Origin of the sequence: Pseudomonas sp. LTJR-52, from assembly GCF_003691465.1 — a bacterium.
In the GTDB taxonomy this organism is placed as follows: Bacteria; Pseudomonadota; Gammaproteobacteria; order Pseudomonadales; family Pseudomonadaceae; genus Chryseomonas; species Chryseomonas luteola.
The window spans coordinates 4,542,739-4,558,301 of the sequence record NZ_CP033105.1 but is presented as its reverse complement, the minus strand read 5'-3'; the positions used below and the strand labels follow the sequence as shown (position 1 = coordinate 4,558,301).

Annotated in this window: 14 protein-coding genes and 1 pseudogene; 7 read left to right on the top strand and 8 right to left on the bottom strand. The window is 55.9% G+C overall.

What is annotated here, in order from left to right; translation table 11 throughout:
- Window positions 1-21 precede the first annotated feature (21 nt).
- Both EAW52_RS21230 and EAW52_RS21225 read right to left on the bottom strand, forming a co-directional pair.
- Window positions 22-1,734, bottom strand: a complete 1,713-nt coding sequence (locus tag EAW52_RS21230; RefSeq protein ID WP_122043961.1) for a tannase/feruloyl esterase family alpha/beta hydrolase — start codon at window positions 1,732-1,734, stop codon at window positions 22-24.
- A gap of 142 nt (window positions 1,735-1,876) precedes the next feature.
- Window positions 1,877-2,428 (bottom strand): TetR/AcrR family transcriptional regulator, encoded by a 552-nt coding sequence (locus tag EAW52_RS21225; RefSeq protein ID WP_122043960.1) that lies wholly within the window; start codon window positions 2,426-2,428, stop codon window positions 1,877-1,879.
- A gap of 131 nt (window positions 2,429-2,559) precedes the next feature.
- Here EAW52_RS21225 and EAW52_RS21220 point away from each other — a divergent pair, with 131 nt between their 5' ends.
- The 3 genes from EAW52_RS21220 to EAW52_RS21210 are packed head-to-tail and all read left to right on the top strand — an operon-like array spanning window position 2,560 to window position 4,941.
- Entirely contained in the window at window positions 2,560-3,768 is a 1,209-nt protein-coding gene (locus tag EAW52_RS21220; protein WP_122043959.1) for an MFS transporter, read from the top strand.
- Window positions 3,761-4,348 (top strand): sugar O-acetyltransferase, encoded by a 588-nt coding sequence (locus tag EAW52_RS21215; RefSeq protein WP_122043958.1) that lies wholly within the window; start codon window positions 3,761-3,763, stop codon window positions 4,346-4,348. Before EAW52_RS21220 ends, EAW52_RS21215 begins: the two co-directional genes overlap by 8 nt.
- Window positions 4,349-4,365: 17 nt before the next feature.
- On the top strand, window positions 4,366-4,941 hold the full coding sequence (locus tag EAW52_RS21210) for a DUF1349 domain-containing protein (protein WP_074829114.1): 576 nt from the start codon (window positions 4,366-4,368) through the stop codon (window positions 4,939-4,941).
- Window positions 4,942-4,957: 16 nt separating this feature from the next.
- On the opposite strand, the gene mntR is transcribed toward EAW52_RS21210, so the two are convergent.
- Window positions 4,958-5,416, bottom strand: coding sequence for a manganese-binding transcriptional regulator MntR (gene mntR, locus EAW52_RS21205; RefSeq protein ID WP_233432230.1), 459 nt, complete (start codon window positions 5,414-5,416; stop codon window positions 4,958-4,960).
- Window positions 5,417-5,614: 198 nt separating this feature from the next.
- Here mntR and EAW52_RS21200 point away from each other — a divergent pair, with 198 nt between their 5' ends.
- On the top strand, window positions 5,615-6,976 hold the full coding sequence (locus EAW52_RS21200) for an Nramp family divalent metal transporter (RefSeq protein ID WP_074829118.1): 1,362 nt from the start codon (window positions 5,615-5,617) through the stop codon (window positions 6,974-6,976).
- A gap of 105 nt (window positions 6,977-7,081) precedes the next feature.
- Here EAW52_RS21200 and gabP read toward each other — a convergent pair whose 3' ends face one another.
- The 3 genes and pseudogenes from gabP to EAW52_RS26940 form a co-directional block, all read right to left on the bottom strand.
- Window positions 7,082-8,485: a GABA permease gene (gabP, locus tag EAW52_RS21195; protein ID WP_122043957.1), complete on the bottom strand. Its 1,404-nt coding sequence runs from the start codon at window positions 8,483-8,485 to the stop codon at window positions 7,082-7,084.
- 303 nt (window positions 8,486-8,788) lie between these two features.
- The gene (locus EAW52_RS26945) at window positions 8,789-9,514 is read right to left on the bottom strand and encodes a methyl-accepting chemotaxis protein (RefSeq protein ID WP_371106381.1); all 726 of its coding nucleotides are present in this window, start codon (window positions 9,512-9,514) and stop codon (window positions 8,789-8,791) included.
- 132 nt (window positions 9,515-9,646) lie between these two features.
- A pseudogene (locus tag EAW52_RS26940) lies at window positions 9,647-10,600 on the bottom strand (cache domain-containing protein); the annotation flags it as partial.
- Window positions 10,601-10,946: 346 nt separating this feature from the next.
- On the opposite strand from EAW52_RS26940, the gene EAW52_RS21185 reads away from it, so the two are divergent.
- The 3 genes from EAW52_RS21185 to EAW52_RS21175 all read left to right on the top strand — a co-directional run bounded on the left by EAW52_RS21185 (window position 10,947) and on the right by EAW52_RS21175 (window position 12,983).
- Complete coding sequence (locus EAW52_RS21185) at window positions 10,947-11,543, top strand: NAD(P)H-binding protein (protein ID WP_122043955.1); 597 nt, start codon at window positions 10,947-10,949, stop codon at window positions 11,541-11,543.
- A 144-nt stretch (window positions 11,544-11,687) separates the two neighbouring features.
- Window positions 11,688-11,909 (top strand): hypothetical protein, encoded by a 222-nt coding sequence (locus tag EAW52_RS21180; RefSeq protein ID WP_122043954.1) that lies wholly within the window; start codon window positions 11,688-11,690, stop codon window positions 11,907-11,909.
- A 297-nt stretch (window positions 11,910-12,206) separates the two neighbouring features.
- Window positions 12,207-12,983, top strand: coding sequence for an SGNH/GDSL hydrolase family protein (locus EAW52_RS21175; protein WP_122043953.1), 777 nt, complete (start codon window positions 12,207-12,209; stop codon window positions 12,981-12,983).
- A 78-nt stretch (window positions 12,984-13,061) separates the two neighbouring features.
- On the opposite strand, the gene EAW52_RS21170 is transcribed toward EAW52_RS21175, so the two are convergent.
- Both EAW52_RS21170 and EAW52_RS21165 read right to left on the bottom strand, forming a co-directional pair.
- Complete coding sequence (locus EAW52_RS21170) at window positions 13,062-14,999, bottom strand: diguanylate cyclase (protein WP_122043952.1); 1,938 nt, start codon at window positions 14,997-14,999, stop codon at window positions 13,062-13,064.
- 114 nt (window positions 15,000-15,113) lie between these two features.
- Window positions 15,114-15,395, bottom strand: a complete 282-nt coding sequence (locus tag EAW52_RS21165; protein ID WP_122043951.1) for a hypothetical protein — start codon at window positions 15,393-15,395, stop codon at window positions 15,114-15,116.
- Window positions 15,396-15,563 lie beyond the last annotated feature (168 nt).

The following is a 15,563-nucleotide window of genomic DNA, read 5'->3' as shown; positions in this document are numbered from 1 at the left end:
CTCGGAGCGCTTCTACTAGACTTACAGCTCCGTGTTTCCAGACGAGCCACGGGGTCGTTCACGGCAGCTGAAACTTGCTGCCGACTCGATATCGCCGGTGCCGTTGTACAGGGCAATACGCGGGTAAGGACACAGTGGGCGTGTCCGTGCAGGTGACCAGTCCGCCGGAACGTCAGCATTCACTCCGCCTGCATTACCTACGCCGCGTGCGGTGGCGATGACCTGCTCTGGCGCCTTGCCCTTTTCAACCCAATTGACCAGAGGCGTCAGCATGTCGAATTGATCGGTGGACGGTCCGCCTTGGCAATGTCCCATGCCCGGTACGGTATACAAGCGGGCAAAGCGCTCTGCTTGACCGCGATTGCTTTTCTGGAGCCCTTCATACCAAGCCACGGTATCGTCGACCGAAAAAATAGGATCGCTGACACCGTGATACACCATCACCTTGGCTCCCCGCTGTCTCAGTAACTCAAGATGGGTAGGATTCGGGGGTGTCATGAATCGCATGGCGGATTCGGTGTAGATCGCGTTGGAACGCGTGATTCGTGCGAGCAGATCATCAATGGAGCTGTTGAGGGCCAGCGACTTGCCATCGAACGTCGCCGGGCTTACCGGCGGTACGCCAAATACAATACCCACAGCCAATGAGTCACGGCTGATAGGCGACTCGAACTCCCAGGAAGCTACATCCTTGGTCGCAAGTCCGCTGTCATAGGGGAAACTCGAATAGAATCGCTTGCCCACCCGAGTTGTAGCTCCCTTGAAAATAGGGTCTATGGCACGCTTCTGCGCAATGCTCAGGCACTGACTGTTGCGCTCACCCCGACAGGTGGGGACATCTCGCCACAGGCTGAACGTACGCTGGCAGCGCGGGTAATCCTGCACAAGCCCATCGGTAGCACCATCCAAGGCATCGCAACGTGCCAGGACGCGTTTTGCAACCAGGGCACGCTCCTGGGCAGTGAATGCAGTAGACAGGTCATTGGGATCCGTGGCGACCTTGGCATACTGCTGCGCCCCAAAGATACTGCCTACCGCTGCCAGGGGAAGCCGATAGCCCGGTGCACCGGCCAGGAAGCCATCGTAGTCGTTCGCCAGCCGATTCATGGCTACAAAGGTATGCCGACCGCCATTGGAGCATCCACCGAAGTAGGAGTGTTCAGGCCGCCTGCCATAGGCTATCTGTAACGCCTGCTTGACCATGGGCGTCAGTCTCAGGGCCGCCTGATAGCCATAGTCGAGACGGGCCTGCGGGTCGATGCCAAATGTCATGTTCTGTTGCGCCGTATGACCGGCATCGGAGCTCAGAACGGCAAACCCTTTATCGAGGGCATTAGTGACCGGCCCTCCGCCCAGCCCGCCTGTAGCGGTAACTACATTGCCATCCAGCCCGCCATTGGCCTGATAGAAGAACCGTCCGTTCCAGGCCAGGGGCAAGCGCATCTCAAAGCCAACGGCATAATGGGCGCCATCTATACCAGTTCGAGGATTCATGCGCCCCTGAATCAGGCAGTGGGCCGCAATATCATGCCCGCCGACCTTGAGCTCACCGGCATCAATCCGCGTGGCTGTGTCAATCAGAGTGTTATCAAGCGTGGCAAGCTTGCGTGCCAGCGAGGTGCAACTACCTTGCAGCGAGAGGGTGGAGTCAGCGCTGGCGAGGGGAATAACAAAAGCTAAAGCACTCAGGCAGCCGGCAACGGCCAGCGTCTTGTGGATAATGGTTCGCTTCATGGTGCGTCCTTCTTGTGTTTATTGTCGGAGCAGTCAAAGAGCAATCACAGAGGCGACACCGGATGACAGCAGCGGTTACCTCTGTCTAATAGTTAATATAATTAACTATTAGACGCAAGCGAATCCGCGTAGACAAATGCATTCAGCCGTTGACGATCAACCTGATCACCCGCAGAACATCTTCACGGGTCGTCGGCTCCTGCTCAACGGAGCGATGTATAGTCAGCCCTTCGATCAGAGCATCTAGCGTTCTGGCAGTACGTGCATCGAAATGCTGCGCCAGTGCCCGCTGACTGCGAAACATCCAGTCCTGCATGATCGACTTCATTGCGGGGTTGCGACTCGCGTAGGCGTAGAGTTCGTAGGAAAGCGTCATGACACGACCATTGTCTTCCTGCCAGAAATCGCCACAGATCACATTAGCCACGGCGTCGAGGGCTTGCTCGGGTGTCTTGGCTGCGCCCAGGAGATCATCAAAGCGGGCAGAAATGGACCAGGCAAAACGGGTGAACGCTTCCTTGAGCAAGTGCTCGATGCCGTCAAAGTGGTAGGTCATGGAGCCCAGTGGCACATCAGCTACGGCTGCGATGCGGCGGTGGGTAGCGCCTGACACGCCATCACGCGCGATGACCTCCAGAGTGGCATCAATGATGCGACTCCTTCGCTCAGGATCCAGACGTCGTTCAGAGGGCATGCCGTGTCAGTCTCCGAAAACAATGCAACGTAACCGTACAGGTCGGGTAGACGGATGGAACGAACAGGCTACCATGTGTACGAACGTACACATAAGCCCTGATTTTGTTTTACCTAGGATGGAGTAAATCCGTGACTCCCGCGATTCGGCGTAGACGTACCGCCCTGTTTGTACTGTTTTTGATCCCTGGACTCCTGTTGGCGTCATGGGTAACCCGGACCCCTGATATCCGCGACCTGTTGAGTGCCTCGACCAGTGAGATGGGCATGATCCTGTTCGGCCTGTCACTGGGAGCCATGCTCGGCGTGCTTGCCTCGGGCCGCCTGGTAAGCCGGGTGGGTACCCGACCCGTCATCGGTGGCGGGCTGGTATTGGTATACCTGGGGTTTCTGGCCATTGCTGGAGCCTCCACTGCCTCGCTGGCCATGGGCGTGTTTGCCGGGCTTTTTCTGTTCGGCCTAGGCCTGGGCCTTTCGGACATCGCCATCAATATCGAGGGCGCCGAACTTGAAACCACTACACGCAAACCGCTTCTGCCCGCGCTTCATGGCTGCTTCAGCCTTGGCACATTGGCAGGCTCGCTGATCAGCCTGGGACTGACTCATCTTTCGCTGCCGGTCTTCTGGCACCTTATTCTCATGGGCGCGGCAACCCTGCTTCCCTGCATCTGGGCGTGCCTCGCCATCCCCCCGGGTACCGGACAGACACATACCACAAGCAAGGCAGAGCAGCCGCCGGCCATGCCTTTCAGACCGTGGAAAGACAAGACGCTGATCATGATTGGTCTGATTGTACTGGCGCTTGCCCTGGCGGAAGGCTCCGCCACTGACTGGCTGCCGCTGTTGATGGTCGATGGACACGGTTTCGATCCTGCGTCCAGCGCACTCGTGTATGCCGGCTTTACCACGGCCATGACGATAGGGCGCTTTTCAGGAACCTATATCCTCCAGCGATTCAGCCGAGAGGCCGTCATACGGGCCAGTGCCCTGTCCGGTGCGTTGGGTATTGCCCTCGTGTCGTTCTCTGACAACCCCATCTTGGCGGCGGCCTCTGTACTCTTCTGGGGGCTTGGCGCATCGCTGGGTTTTCCGGTGGGGATCTCTGCTGCCGGCGACTCTGGCGAACAGTCGGCCAAGCGGGTAGCGGCCGTGGCAACCGTGGGCTATCTCGCCTTTCTGATCGGCCCGCCCTCGCTGGGCTTCATTGGACAAGCCTACGGGTTACGCATGGCCATGGTTGTAGTACTGGTATTGGTGGCGGCCACGGTCCTGCTGGCACCTGCCGTACGGGACAGTCGATTGCATCCGGAACGTCGAATCAAGGAAGCCTGCCATGAATGAACGCGAAAAAGCGGCCGCCGGCCTGCTCTATGACGCCAACAATGATGCCGAACTTATCCAGCAGCGCCTGGAGGCCAAGGTTCAGGTTCATGCTTATAACCACCTTGATCCTCGGGACCTTGAGGGCAAAAAGCGTATTTTGAAAACGCTGTTGGGCAAGACAGGGGAGCACATCCTCATCGAAGCGCCCTTTCATTGCGATTACGGCTATAACATCGAGCTGGGAGAAAACTTCTATTCCAATGTCAATCTGGTAATTCTGGATTGCGCCAAGGTCAGCATTGGCCGCAACGTATTCATAGCGCCCAACGTAGGTCTCTACACGGCTGGCCATCCGCTGGATGCAGAACGACGAAATCAGGGTCTGGAATATGCGCATCCCATTACCATCGGCGACAACGTCTGGATTGGTGGGGGCGTTACGGTGTTGCCAGGTGTGACGATTGGCGAAGGCGCTGTCATCGGCGCAGGTAGCGTCGTAACGAAAGATATCCCGGCCCATGTGGTGGCGGTAGGTAATCCCTGCCGGGTGCTGAGAACAATAGACAACGCCGATCGTACCAGCCCTCCTTCGCACTGACCTCTGGAGCCCAGATCATGTGGAATCACTGCAAATGGTTGAACGAGCCCAGCCGCTGGGCACTTGAGAATGATCGCTTGCGCGTTACGACGGATGCGCATACCGACTTCTGGCGCGAGACTTATTATGGCTTTATCAGAGACACCGGGCATTGGTTTCACGTCGCCGCAGGAGGTGACTTCACGGCAACGGTGAAAGTGGAGGGTCGCTTCAGCGAACTCTACGATCAGGCAGGGCTCATGATCCGTATGAACAACACCACATGGTGTAAAGCGGGTATAGAGGTCAGTGATGGCCAGCGCCTCATCGGTAGTGTGTTGACGCTGGGCCACTCGGACTGGGCTGTAGGTGCACTGCCGGGCGAGCCTGATACCTTCTGGCTCAGGGCGACCCTCAAGGACAACGCCTTGAGAATTCAGTATTCGTTGGATGGGCAAGAGTGGCCATTGCTAAGGCTGGCCTATTTTCCAGGCTCCAGCGCCGTTGAAGTCGGACCGTTCTGCTGCACGCCCGAACGCGCTGGCCTGGAAATCGTATTCTCGGACTTTACCGTTGGGCCTGCACTGGACAAGCCGTTGCATGATTTGAGTTGAACGCCTTTATAAAGGGTCAGGCGTGCTTGGCTTCCACGAAGCGGCGAAAGATGTCCAATGTTTCGCTGCTGACATGGTGTTCGATACCTTCCGCGTCACGTCGGGCAACGCTTGGATCCACTCCCAGGGCCAGGAGGAAAGACTCGACAATGTGGTGCCGTTCACGGCTGGCTTGGGCGAGCGCTTCCCCTTCCGGCGTCAGGAAGATGCCCCGGTACGGCTTTTGGACGACATAGCCACAGGTAGCAAGACGCTTGAGCATTTTCGCGACCGTAGGCTGGGCGACACCAATCCGGGTGGCGATATCAATCTGGCGCGCCTCGCCGTGGGCATGGATCAGGTCGGAAATCAGTTCGACGTAATCTTCAATGAGTTCCTGCCGATGCGCTTCACGCACCTGCTGAAAGCCTTCCATGTGTACGGAAGCCTCTACCAGGGGTTTCATCGATACCGCTTCTCCTCGAACTTTGCTCACCACACATTCTCCAGAATGAATCAAGCGCCCAATACACACTAGTAGGGCCGCCCTATTCTGACCGATCCCCTCTGCAACGCCAAAATGTTTAACCGTCAATCCTTGAAATAGATAAGTTTTATTGCCCGTGCTTGGAAACTTAGCCTAGGCTAAGTTTCATATGTATTACGTTGTACAATCCTTGCGAGCGTTCATTACATGAAAGAGTCGGCCACTTATGCAGCACTTTCCTGGGGTGACAGGGAAGAACCGCGCCCCAGCCTGGGACGAATGAACGCCAGCGTGCCTGTTCCTGCAACCGGGCACTGGCTGCGTCGTCTGATGGCTTTTATCGGCCCTGGCTACATGGTAGCCGTGGGCTATATGGATCCGGGCAACTGGGCAACCGACCTCGCGGGCGGCTCCAAGTTTGGCTATATGCTGCTGTCAGTGATCCTGCTGTCCAACCTCATGGCTATTCTGCTCCAGTCGCTGGCAGCGCGGCTGGGTATCGCATCGGGGTTGGATCTTGCGCAGGCCTGCCGCCATCAATACTCCAGGCCAGTCAATTTCCTTCTCTGGATCGCCTGCGAGGTGGCAATCATTGCCTGCGATCTGGCTGAGGTAATCGGCACCGCCATTGCCCTGAATCTACTGTTTGGTATTCCTTTGGTCTGGGGAGCCATCATTACCGCCGCCGATGTCTTCATCATTCTGCTTCTGATGCGCCGTGGTTTCCGCTGGCTGGAAGCCTTTGTCATCGCCCTTTTGACCATTATCTTCGCCTGCTTTGGCGTTCAGATGATGCTCGCACAACCCGCCGTGGGCGAGATTCTCCAAGGATTTTTGCCCCAGGCAGAAGTGGTGACGAATCCGGAAGCCCTTTACCTGGCCATCGGTATCATCGGTGCGACCGTGATGCCGCACAATCTGTATCTGCACTCCTCCATCGTGCAGACGCGTGCCTACCCCCGTACGGAAGAAGGTCGTCGTCAGGGTATTCGCTGGGCGGTAACGGACAGTACCATTGCGCTTATGCTGGCCCTGTTCGTCAATGCGTCCATTCTGATTACAGCAGCGGCTGTCTTTCATCAGGCAGGCCGTACAGACGTCGAGGAAATCGATCAGGCGTACCACCTGTTATCACCGATGCTAGGCGTAGGTATCGCCTCGATACTGTTTGCGGTAGCGCTATTGGCTTCAGGGATCAACTCCACTGTGACGGCCACCCTGGCGGGCCAGATTGTCATGGAAGGCTTTCTCAACCTGCGTCTGCCAGACTGGGCACGTCGCCTGATCACTCGTGGGCTGGCCATCATTCCAGTCGTGGCGGTTACCATCCTGTACGGGGAAAGCGGCACGGCAAAACTGCTGGTCTTGAGTCAAGTCGTTTTATCCATGCAGTTGCCATTTGCAGTGATACCGCTGGTACGGTTCGTATCAAATCGCACACTAATGGGCAGTTTTGCCATTAGTCGTAGCGTGGCGGCGCTGGCATGGTTTATCGCCCTGCTGATCGTTGCGTTGAACATCAAGCTGCTCTTCGATGTACTTACCGGCCAGGGAGGCGGCATCTTCTAGCCTTACGGCGAGCAGCGGCCAGGTAATAGCCAGGCTGCATACAAAAAAGCCAGGATCGGAGACGATCCTGGCTTTTTTGTATCAGATGTTTTTATTGAGCGTCTTTCAGCGTCCCTGAACGACAGCGGCAGGTACCCGGTTGGCTGCCGCATGGCGCTTGCCCACCAGATTACCAATGGCGACCACGATCAGGGCCAGCAGGCCGGTTGCCATGATTTCCATACGGTGCGCCTCGCTGAACAGCATGACGGTCAATGCGCCAACAATGAAAACAATAACTGCCCAGGTCAGGTAGGGGAACAGCCACATGCGAAACTCGATCACCTCGCCATGGGCTTCCAACTTGTGACGCAGACGCAGCTGGGAAATGGCGATGACCAGATAAACCAGCAAGGCAACAGCGCCGGAGGTTGCCAGCAGGAAGCCAAAGACGGCTTCAGGCATAGTGTAGTTTGCAATGGTACTCATAAAGCCTACGGCCGTGCTGGCCAATACAGCCGAGCGGGGGACGCCGTTTGCCGAGACACGCCCTGTCATTGCAGGTGCATCGCCACGACGGCTCAGCGAGAACAGCATGCGTGAGGCGGTATACAGGGCCGAGTTCAGACAACTGGCTACTGCCACCAGCACCACAACATCCACGATCAGCTTGGCGTGCGGGATGGACATCACCTCAAGCGCACGCTGATACGAACCCACGATAGGCAGTTGGGGGTCATTCCACGGAACCATGGAAACAACCAGGAAAATCGACACCAGATAGAACAGTGCAATACGCCAGATAACCGAGTTAGTCGCCTTGCTGATTTGTTTGGAAGGATTCTTGGACTCAGCCGCAGCAATGGTCACGATCTCGGTGCCCATGAAACTGAACATCGTCGTAAGCAAAGCACCCAGTACTGCGCCAAAGCCATGGGGCATAAACCCACCGGTCATTTCCATCAGGCGTCCCAGGCCGCTGACTTCCCGTCCTGGCAGCCCACCGGCCAAGGCAAATGCACCCAGCGCAATGAACGCAACAATAGCCATAACCTTGAGCAGCGCGAACCAGAACTCGAACTCACCGTATTTGGCAACACTAAACAGATTGGTAACGGTAAGAAGCGCAGTGATAGCCAGTGCAAATTGCCACGTAGCCACTACAGGGAACCAGGAGTTCAGAATGGACGCTGCCGCAACGGCTTCAAGGGGGATAACCAATACCCAGAACCACCAGTACAACCAACCGATTGTGAACCCTGCCCAACGTCCAATGCCGCGTTGCGCGTAAGAAGAAAAAGAACCCGTGTCCGGCGAGGCTACCGCCATCTCGCCCAACATGCGCATAACCAGTACGACAAGGGTGCCTGCCAGTGAATAGGCCAGCAGAACAGCGGGACCTGCAGCGGCAATGGCGTGGCCGGATCCTACAAATAAACCGGCACCGATTACCCCAGCGATTGAAAGCATAGTGACATGGCGGGGTTTTAGAGCTGGTGAAAGGCTTTTTTCATTATGTACTTGGCTCATAGGTGCTACCTAAAGCGGAAAAACCCTTCAGCAGCAATATATGAGCCAGCTACCAAACACCTTTGCTAAATGCCATAAATTGGAGCGAACTTCCACCAATGTGCACGATTTTTAAGCTTACTCCTTGCTATAGACTTGCTGAATGGTTTCACCCATATAAATAGCTCGCACTTTAATTGTGCTTATAACGGTAACAATGTGTGCAACCCGCATCAAAAAGGTGCATAGATTGGTAGCACCCTGGTTGCACCTTTGCAAGACAACTAAAGAAAGCCTCGCCTTAATGGCAAGGCTTTTCCTCAGTCAGATTCTGAAACTTGAAACGAGCTGATCGAGGCGATTGGCCTGTTGCTCCAGGGCATGGCAAGCGCCCAGGGTCGCGTTCAGGTTTTCCACGCCCTGCTGGTTGAGCGAGTTGATCTCGGTAATGTCGACATTAAGCGACTCCACCACCGCGCTTTGCTCTTCCGTAGCGGCCGCCACCGACTGGGTCATGCCATCGATATCGGTAATGCGCTCGGCTACCGAGCCCAACCGCTCGTTGGCCTTTTGCGCGATGGTCATGCTGTCCTCGCTGAAGCGCTGACTTTCGGTCATGGTGGAAACCGCTTCGCTCGCCCCGGTTTGCAGCTCCTGAATCATGCTCTGGATCTCTCGGGCCGAACTCTGGGTACGATGTGCCAGACCACGCACCTCGTCCGCTACCACCGCAAAACCACGCCCAGCATCGCCTGCCCGTGCAGCTTCGATCGCAGCGTTGAGCGCCAGCAGGTTGGTCTGCTCGGAAATGCCCTGGATCACTTCCAGGATATGTCCGATGCGGGTGGTCTTCTGGTTCAGCTCATCGATACGGCCGCAGGAGGCGCTGATGTTGGCGGACAGGGTTTCCATTGCCGTCAGGGTCTGGCCCAGTACGCGGCGACCCTCCTCGGCCTGCTGCCGGGCACTGGTAGCCTGTACGGACGCATCGGCAGCGTTGCGGGCGATCTCCTGTGTGGCGGCCCCCAGCTGGTTGATAGCTGCCGCCACGCTTCCAGTACGTCCGGCCTGATTGTCCGAGTTGTGCAGCGAGGAGTTGGAGGCCGCCAGCACCTGACGGGAGACCTCGTTGAGCTGGCGGGTACTGGCCGATACTTCACTGATCGAGCCATGGATACGCTCGACAAAGCGGTTGAAGGCAGCGGCCAGCACACCAAACTCGTCCTGGCTATTGATGGCCAGACGCCGGGTCAGGTCGCCCTCTCCTTGTGCGATGTCCTGCATTGCCTGGCTCATGGTCGTGAGCGGCCGCATCAGTACACGAATCAGCACACCCAGGAGCAGCATGATCAGCACAACGCCAATCACCATGGCCAGCACGGCCGAGGTTCTGAACTCCTTGAGCGGGGCGTAAGCTTTCTCTTCATCAACCATCAGGCCCAGGTACCAGTTGACCGATGGCAGACCGGTGACCGGCTTGAAGACCATAAGCTGAGGCTTGCCGTCCAGCTCGACCCGCTTGAGCGCGCCATCCAGTGCAGGCGCACCGGCGGGAAACAGCTCAGCGAGGCTTTTCATCACCTCCTCTTTTCTGGGGCTGACCAGTACCTTGCCTTCGCTATTCACCAGAATTGCATGACCGATACCGCCCAGGTCGAGCGAATTGACGATACCCACCATCGTCTGCAGACTCAGATCGCCTCCCAGAACACCCGCCAGTTGCCCTTCATGCATGACGGGTGTGGCAAGGCTCATGATCAATCCGCCCGAAGCGGCATCTACATAAGGCTCTGTCAGAATCGACCCGGCTTTGGCTTGGGCGCCCTGATACCAGGGGCGTGTTCTCGGGTCATAGCCGGCAGGCATACTGATAGAGGGTCGAACCGTAAACGTACCGTCCGCCTGCCCCAGATAGGTCAGGTCAAAGCTTGAGGTATATGCTTTCTGCTCCAGCACTGCAGTGAATGCCTGAGGGGCAAGATCACGCTGTACCGCCTGCGCCTCTCCTTCAAGCAGCGTGATACGCCCACTTACCCAGTTGGCAATATTGCTGGAGGCACTGGTGCCCAGTTCATTGAGGCGAACGGTCAGGTCCCGGGTGATTGCCGTACGTTGCAGATAATCGTTGTACGTCATGAACAACGAGAAGGCAGCAATCAGCACTACCGAGGCCGTTGCCAGGATCTTGTGGCTGAACTTTATTCTACTGAGCATACGACTCGGCCCTACTGAAGATGGGGATATACAAGGTCTGGTTAACAGATTTCTGTTTGGCTATAGAGGCTATCGGCCAGTCACGTGCGGTCTTCAGCGGCGCGATAACATTTTTCTTCAGAGCGACAAGGACTGTCCTACTGTTTTCTTAAAGCCTATGGCGATCCGGCCGATGTAGCCTAAGCAGTGGGATGGCCGGTACGGTCGCGGCAGAACCTTGGGCGCTCCGTCCGGTCAGTCATCTAGGATTGACAGAGGCGAGGTTCTCATGACGTATGCGGCAACACGAGCGCTCAAGGTCGCGGTCTACGGCGCGCAAAGCCCGCTGGGCCAGGCATTGATCAATGAGTTGCTTAATCGCGAACATGAAGCCGTGCCGCTACAGGCAGATCTCAAGACATTGCCGCCCCGCCCCTATCCTCAATCAGCTCCTGGCAACCTATTCAGCGCCTATAAGGTCAGCCAGGGGGTGGCTGGAATGAAGGCAGTCGTCGCAGTACTGGAGCCGCCTCGCGTAGTAGTTGAGGTCGAAGATCCCAACTACCTGATCGATGCTGTGGCGGCACTCATCAGCGGCCTGCGCAAAGGCAAGGTATCCCAGCTCATGCTAGTAGGTGATTTCGCTGCGCTGGAAGATGAAGATGTTGACCCTCGCTGGCGACGTGTCTGCCAGAAGATTCACGAGCGGCTCGATACCAGCCCGCTTCACTGGACACTGGTCAACTGTCCCATTTTGGATGAACGGGAAGCCGACGACTCGATCAGTCTCGAAGAAGATTATGAGCTTCTCCATCTCGCCGCCGAGGTCGCCGATGTACTTGAAAAACCCGGACACAGTGGTCGCCAGCTGAACCTTGATTCCTGACCCGCTCGTTTGCTGGCCTGAGGCAAGCATGGCCGCCTCTGTCAAGCAGAAAGTTGGACACTTCTTATACGTACCGCTTCACAAATCCATCAGTTGTGATATACCACGCGCCCCCTTACTCATGAGCAGGAAGCAGGAGTCACCATGGACGCGTACTGGAAGCGTTATATCCGCTGCATCAAAAACCCGGACAGCCTGGGGGAGATTCGCTGGAACAAGAAGGCAGTCGAATCCTATGGCTGGCAACTGCTGCTGGAAAACCAGATCACGGAGGATCAGTACGCGGCATTTCTGGAACAGGAAAAAGCTGGCCGGTATATCGATGAGGATGTCGTTGAGCCTCAGCAGGGCTCACAAGCGAGCTAAGCCTCGCTCTTAAAAATTGCTGTTATTAGGCAAATAATACTATTTATTCTTGATTTTAGCTATTATTTAGCTATTAAATAGCCACCACTACCGAAATCTTGGGAAATTTTATTTCCCTGAACTTTGCACACGTTCGCCGTTTCGCTTGTTCCAAATAGCAGTACGTGACTCCCCGCACAGTCACTCCTTATAAATACCGCCTCCTCCTCGCACAATGCGCCCCCGCAAACGCACCAGGATGCCGTTTGCAGCCCACACCTGTTGTTTAACCCTCATAAATGTATGGAGGATAGGGTCTTGTTCACCCGTTCCCTGAAGCTTGCCACACTCTTTGCTGGATGCATCGCCAGCGCACATTACGCCGCTGCTGCTCAGAGTTCTGAGGCTTCTTCGTGCACCATTCGCATGTTGTTCGTTGGTAACAGCTACACCTATGCGAACAGTTTGACGACCACCCTGATGGGAATGGCGTCACGCGCCCACGACAACGCATCATCGTCTTGCACCATCGAGGCGGACTCGATTGCCAAACCCTCATATACCCTTGAGCAGCACTGGAACAGTGGAGCGGTACAAAGCAAGCTGGCAAGCAACACCTATGACTATGTTGTCCTGCAGGAGCACGCCGCTCGGCCATTGCTTCAGCCAGAACGGCTGGAAGAATATGCGCTGAAATTCAATGACCTGATTCGTGCCCACCATGCCAAGCCGATTCTGTTCGAAACCTGGGCCAACGAGAATCAACAGGGTAAGCAACCACAGATCTATAAGGAGTACGTGAGCCTGGCGCGCAAGATGGGCGCCCAGCTCTCCCCTTGCGGTGAGTCCTGGAAGGGTACGTTTGCAAGCGATTCAGTGGCCAAGCTGTACATTGCTGACGGGCGCCATGCCTCTTTCTCAGGCGGGTATGCCTGCGCCGCCTCCTTCTATACCTTGCTGTTCCGCCAGAAGCCTCTTCAGCCCAGCGCAGAAGAGGCCAATATCCTCGCGTCGGATAAGACATCCGCACCGGAGCTGCACCAGGCGGCTCACCAGGCCGTCGGTAAGCTGGCTCCCGATGTACGCGGCTGGTAAGCGCTTGGCCATCTACTGATCGCGCATACCGCAGGCCAGTCTCTTGCAGGCTGGCCTGTTGCAGGAGAGCTATGCTGACTAATGGACAGTAATGGCAAAACAGGACTGGTTACGTCCTGCGGCCTTGGCCTGGTAAAGCGCTGTGTCAGCCGCTCTGGAATAGTCGACACGCGTATCGTCTGGTCGAGGAGAGCGGCATTCAACGCCAATACTTACTGTAAAATGCAGCGTTCCGCTGTCCGTTTTGATGCCGAGGGAGGCCATGTCGAGTCGAATACGTTCAACAAGCGTTGCCATTTCAGTCGGGGTGCGATTCATGAAGAGTAGAATGAACTCTTCTCCACCAAAACGCGCTGCATGATCGCCTGCCTCCTGGGTATGATTCAGCAATACCTGCCCAACCTTGACCAGACACTCGTCACCTGTCGAATGACCATAGGTATCGTTAATTTGCTTGAAGTGATCGATATCGATCATGACAACACTCAGTATTTGCCCAGTTGCCAGGGCCTGTGCAAGCGAGGCGGTAAAGTTTTCTTCAAAAGCACTTCGGTTCTGTAACTGAGTCAGGGCATCCAGTCGGCTCAGGCGTGACAGCTGAAGGTTTGCCTCCTCCAGGGCCAGGGTCCGCTCTTTCACCCGCCGCTCGAGTGCTTCGTTGGTTTCCTGCTGAAGAATCAATAGTTTCTCTTGTGCCTGCAAGGTCGCCAACCGCTCTCGTGCCAGAAACTCGCTGGTTCTTATCGCCTCCTGCTTTGCCTGTATTCGTGCTGCACGCTCACGGTTTATCCGCTCGGCCAAGGCCATCGACAGCAACAGGAACTCAAGCGCGAACCCCAGCATCTGGACATACAACGGATTGATCCACCCCTTGCTCAAGCCAGACATGACCAGCGTCATATATAAGGTGGCTAGATTGAGCACTATCCAGGCGATGGTGAAATAACGGGCCGATACATGGCCTCGCCACCACAAGGCAAGGCCAACCCATAACCCCGTGAGGCAGCTGAGAAAGACCATGACATCGATACCGAGAAACGGAATGAACGCAGGGTCAATCGCGATAATCAGCGAGGCGCCAAGCCAATAGATCAGGAAGCTTTTACATAAGACTGAAAAGAAGCGGCTGTGGCTGGATAACTGAAGAAAGTGCTTGATGAACTGGGCGGCCCCGGCCATGCAAAGCGAAATAGACAGAACGGTGGCACGCACTGCCAGTTCAGTCCATTCCGGCCACAGATACAACCGTCCAAAGCCGGTCGCACAGACCATATAGAAGATGGCACCGGCCAGATAACCGCTATACCAGAGATAGGCCCGGTCCCGTATGAAGACATAGAGTGATAAGTTGTAAGCCAGCATGATTACTGCTGCGCCCAGAAAGGCGCTCAGGCTCAGGGCTGTTTGCGTATAGATGCGCTCATACGCGGCAGGAGACATGATCTCCATCGGAATGGTCAGCGGCTGGCTCGCACGCATGCGACCATACAGAACCATGGCCTGATTGGGCGGCAAGTCAAGCGTAGCGACCGGATAAGGGCCGCTGGTGGCTTGCCTACTCAAGGGTATGCGATTACCAAGCGATTCGACTGAAGACCACCGCTCCAGAACAGGATCGAACAGGCGCAGCTCAAGCTGATCGATCAGAGGGGTTTCGGCCACCAGTAACCATCGGCGAACCTCGGACGAGGGGTTTTCCAGCCTTAATCGGATCCAGCTACCGTCCTGCTGATACCCAAGACTGATTAATGCCTTTGCGTTCGGCTGCCACGCGCTATCAGGTACAGCGTAGCGAATAGCCTCGAATGTCTCGGCGAAGGGGTGCAACAGATAGTCCGTCTGGTAGCCTGCAGGATAGTTATCCTGGTTATCCAGAACCAATACGCGTCCTGGTGCAGCAGGTGCTTCTGCTGCCAACGTGGAGCAAGCGATCAGCACCACGACGAGCGACGTAATACCTGCTGAACAGGACAGCCTTCGAAGGCAAGCGTGTAATACAAAAAGCAAAGCGCCCATCGAAGAACCTGTCACACATCATCAAGAATAAAGCAGATCGTCAGCCCTACGAGTGGCTTATCACTATCTGGCTCCAATACTCAGCCGGTTACCAGTCAGTTACTTAGCAGCGGCTCATTCAACACCCAACCTTTCCAAACGGTGTGCCTGTACCCGAGAAATAAAACCGCCGATCAACATGGCGGATGTTCCACTGACAAGCCCGGCCCCTTCCAGCGCAATCATGAAACCGTCAATCTTGGCAGCAGCCAGCTCCAGCTCAGATACATTCCGGGCGGTACGCAAAGCGTCTAGAAAGAAGTAGAAGCTATCGATATTGGCGGCCGGCAGTCGGGCACCGCAAATATTGTCCAGCCGGTTTTGCAGTTGATAGCAATCGAATTCGGTCAAGATCATGGATGTCTGCCCCTACCCAGTCGAACTGCCAGCTGATGTCTAGATGACACTTCGACTACAAGGAACGAAAACGTTTCCACTCGATATAACAGAACACTGCCGCTCTGCTTGCACTACCTGATGTATAGCAACAAGTATAATGGCACTCAGCCATCATCGTAATCATCA

Bases quoted from the DNA above. Each gene is read 5' to 3' on its own strand.
- EAW52_RS21230 (WP_122043961.1), bottom strand. From the start codon at position 1,734: ATGAAGCGAACCATTATCCACAAGACGCTGGCCGTTGCCGGCTGCCTG.
- EAW52_RS21225 (WP_122043960.1), bottom strand. From the start codon at position 2,428: ATGCCCTCTGAACGACGTCTGGATCCTGAGCGAAGGAGTCGCATCATT.
- EAW52_RS21215 (WP_122043958.1), top strand. From the start codon at position 3,761: ATGAATGAACGCGAAAAAGCGGCCGCCGGCCTGCTCTATGACGCCAAC.
- EAW52_RS21210 (WP_074829114.1), top strand. From the start codon at position 4,366: ATGTGGAATCACTGCAAATGGTTGAACGAGCCCAGCCGCTGGGCACTT.
- EAW52_RS21200 (WP_074829118.1), top strand. From the start codon at position 5,615: ATGAAAGAGTCGGCCACTTATGCAGCACTTTCCTGGGGTGACAGGGAA.
- gabP (WP_122043957.1), bottom strand. From the start codon at position 8,485: ATGAGCCAAGTACATAATGAAAAAAGCCTTTCACCAGCTCTAAAACCC.
- EAW52_RS21185 (WP_122043955.1), top strand. From the start codon at position 10,947: ATGACGTATGCGGCAACACGAGCGCTCAAGGTCGCGGTCTACGGCGCG.
- EAW52_RS21180 (WP_122043954.1), top strand. From the start codon at position 11,688: ATGGACGCGTACTGGAAGCGTTATATCCGCTGCATCAAAAACCCGGAC.
- EAW52_RS21170 (WP_122043952.1), bottom strand. From the start codon at position 14,999: ATGGGCGCTTTGCTTTTTGTATTACACGCTTGCCTTCGAAGGCTGTCC.
- EAW52_RS21165 (WP_122043951.1), bottom strand. From the start codon at position 15,395: ATGATCTTGACCGAATTCGATTGCTATCAACTGCAAAACCGGCTGGAC.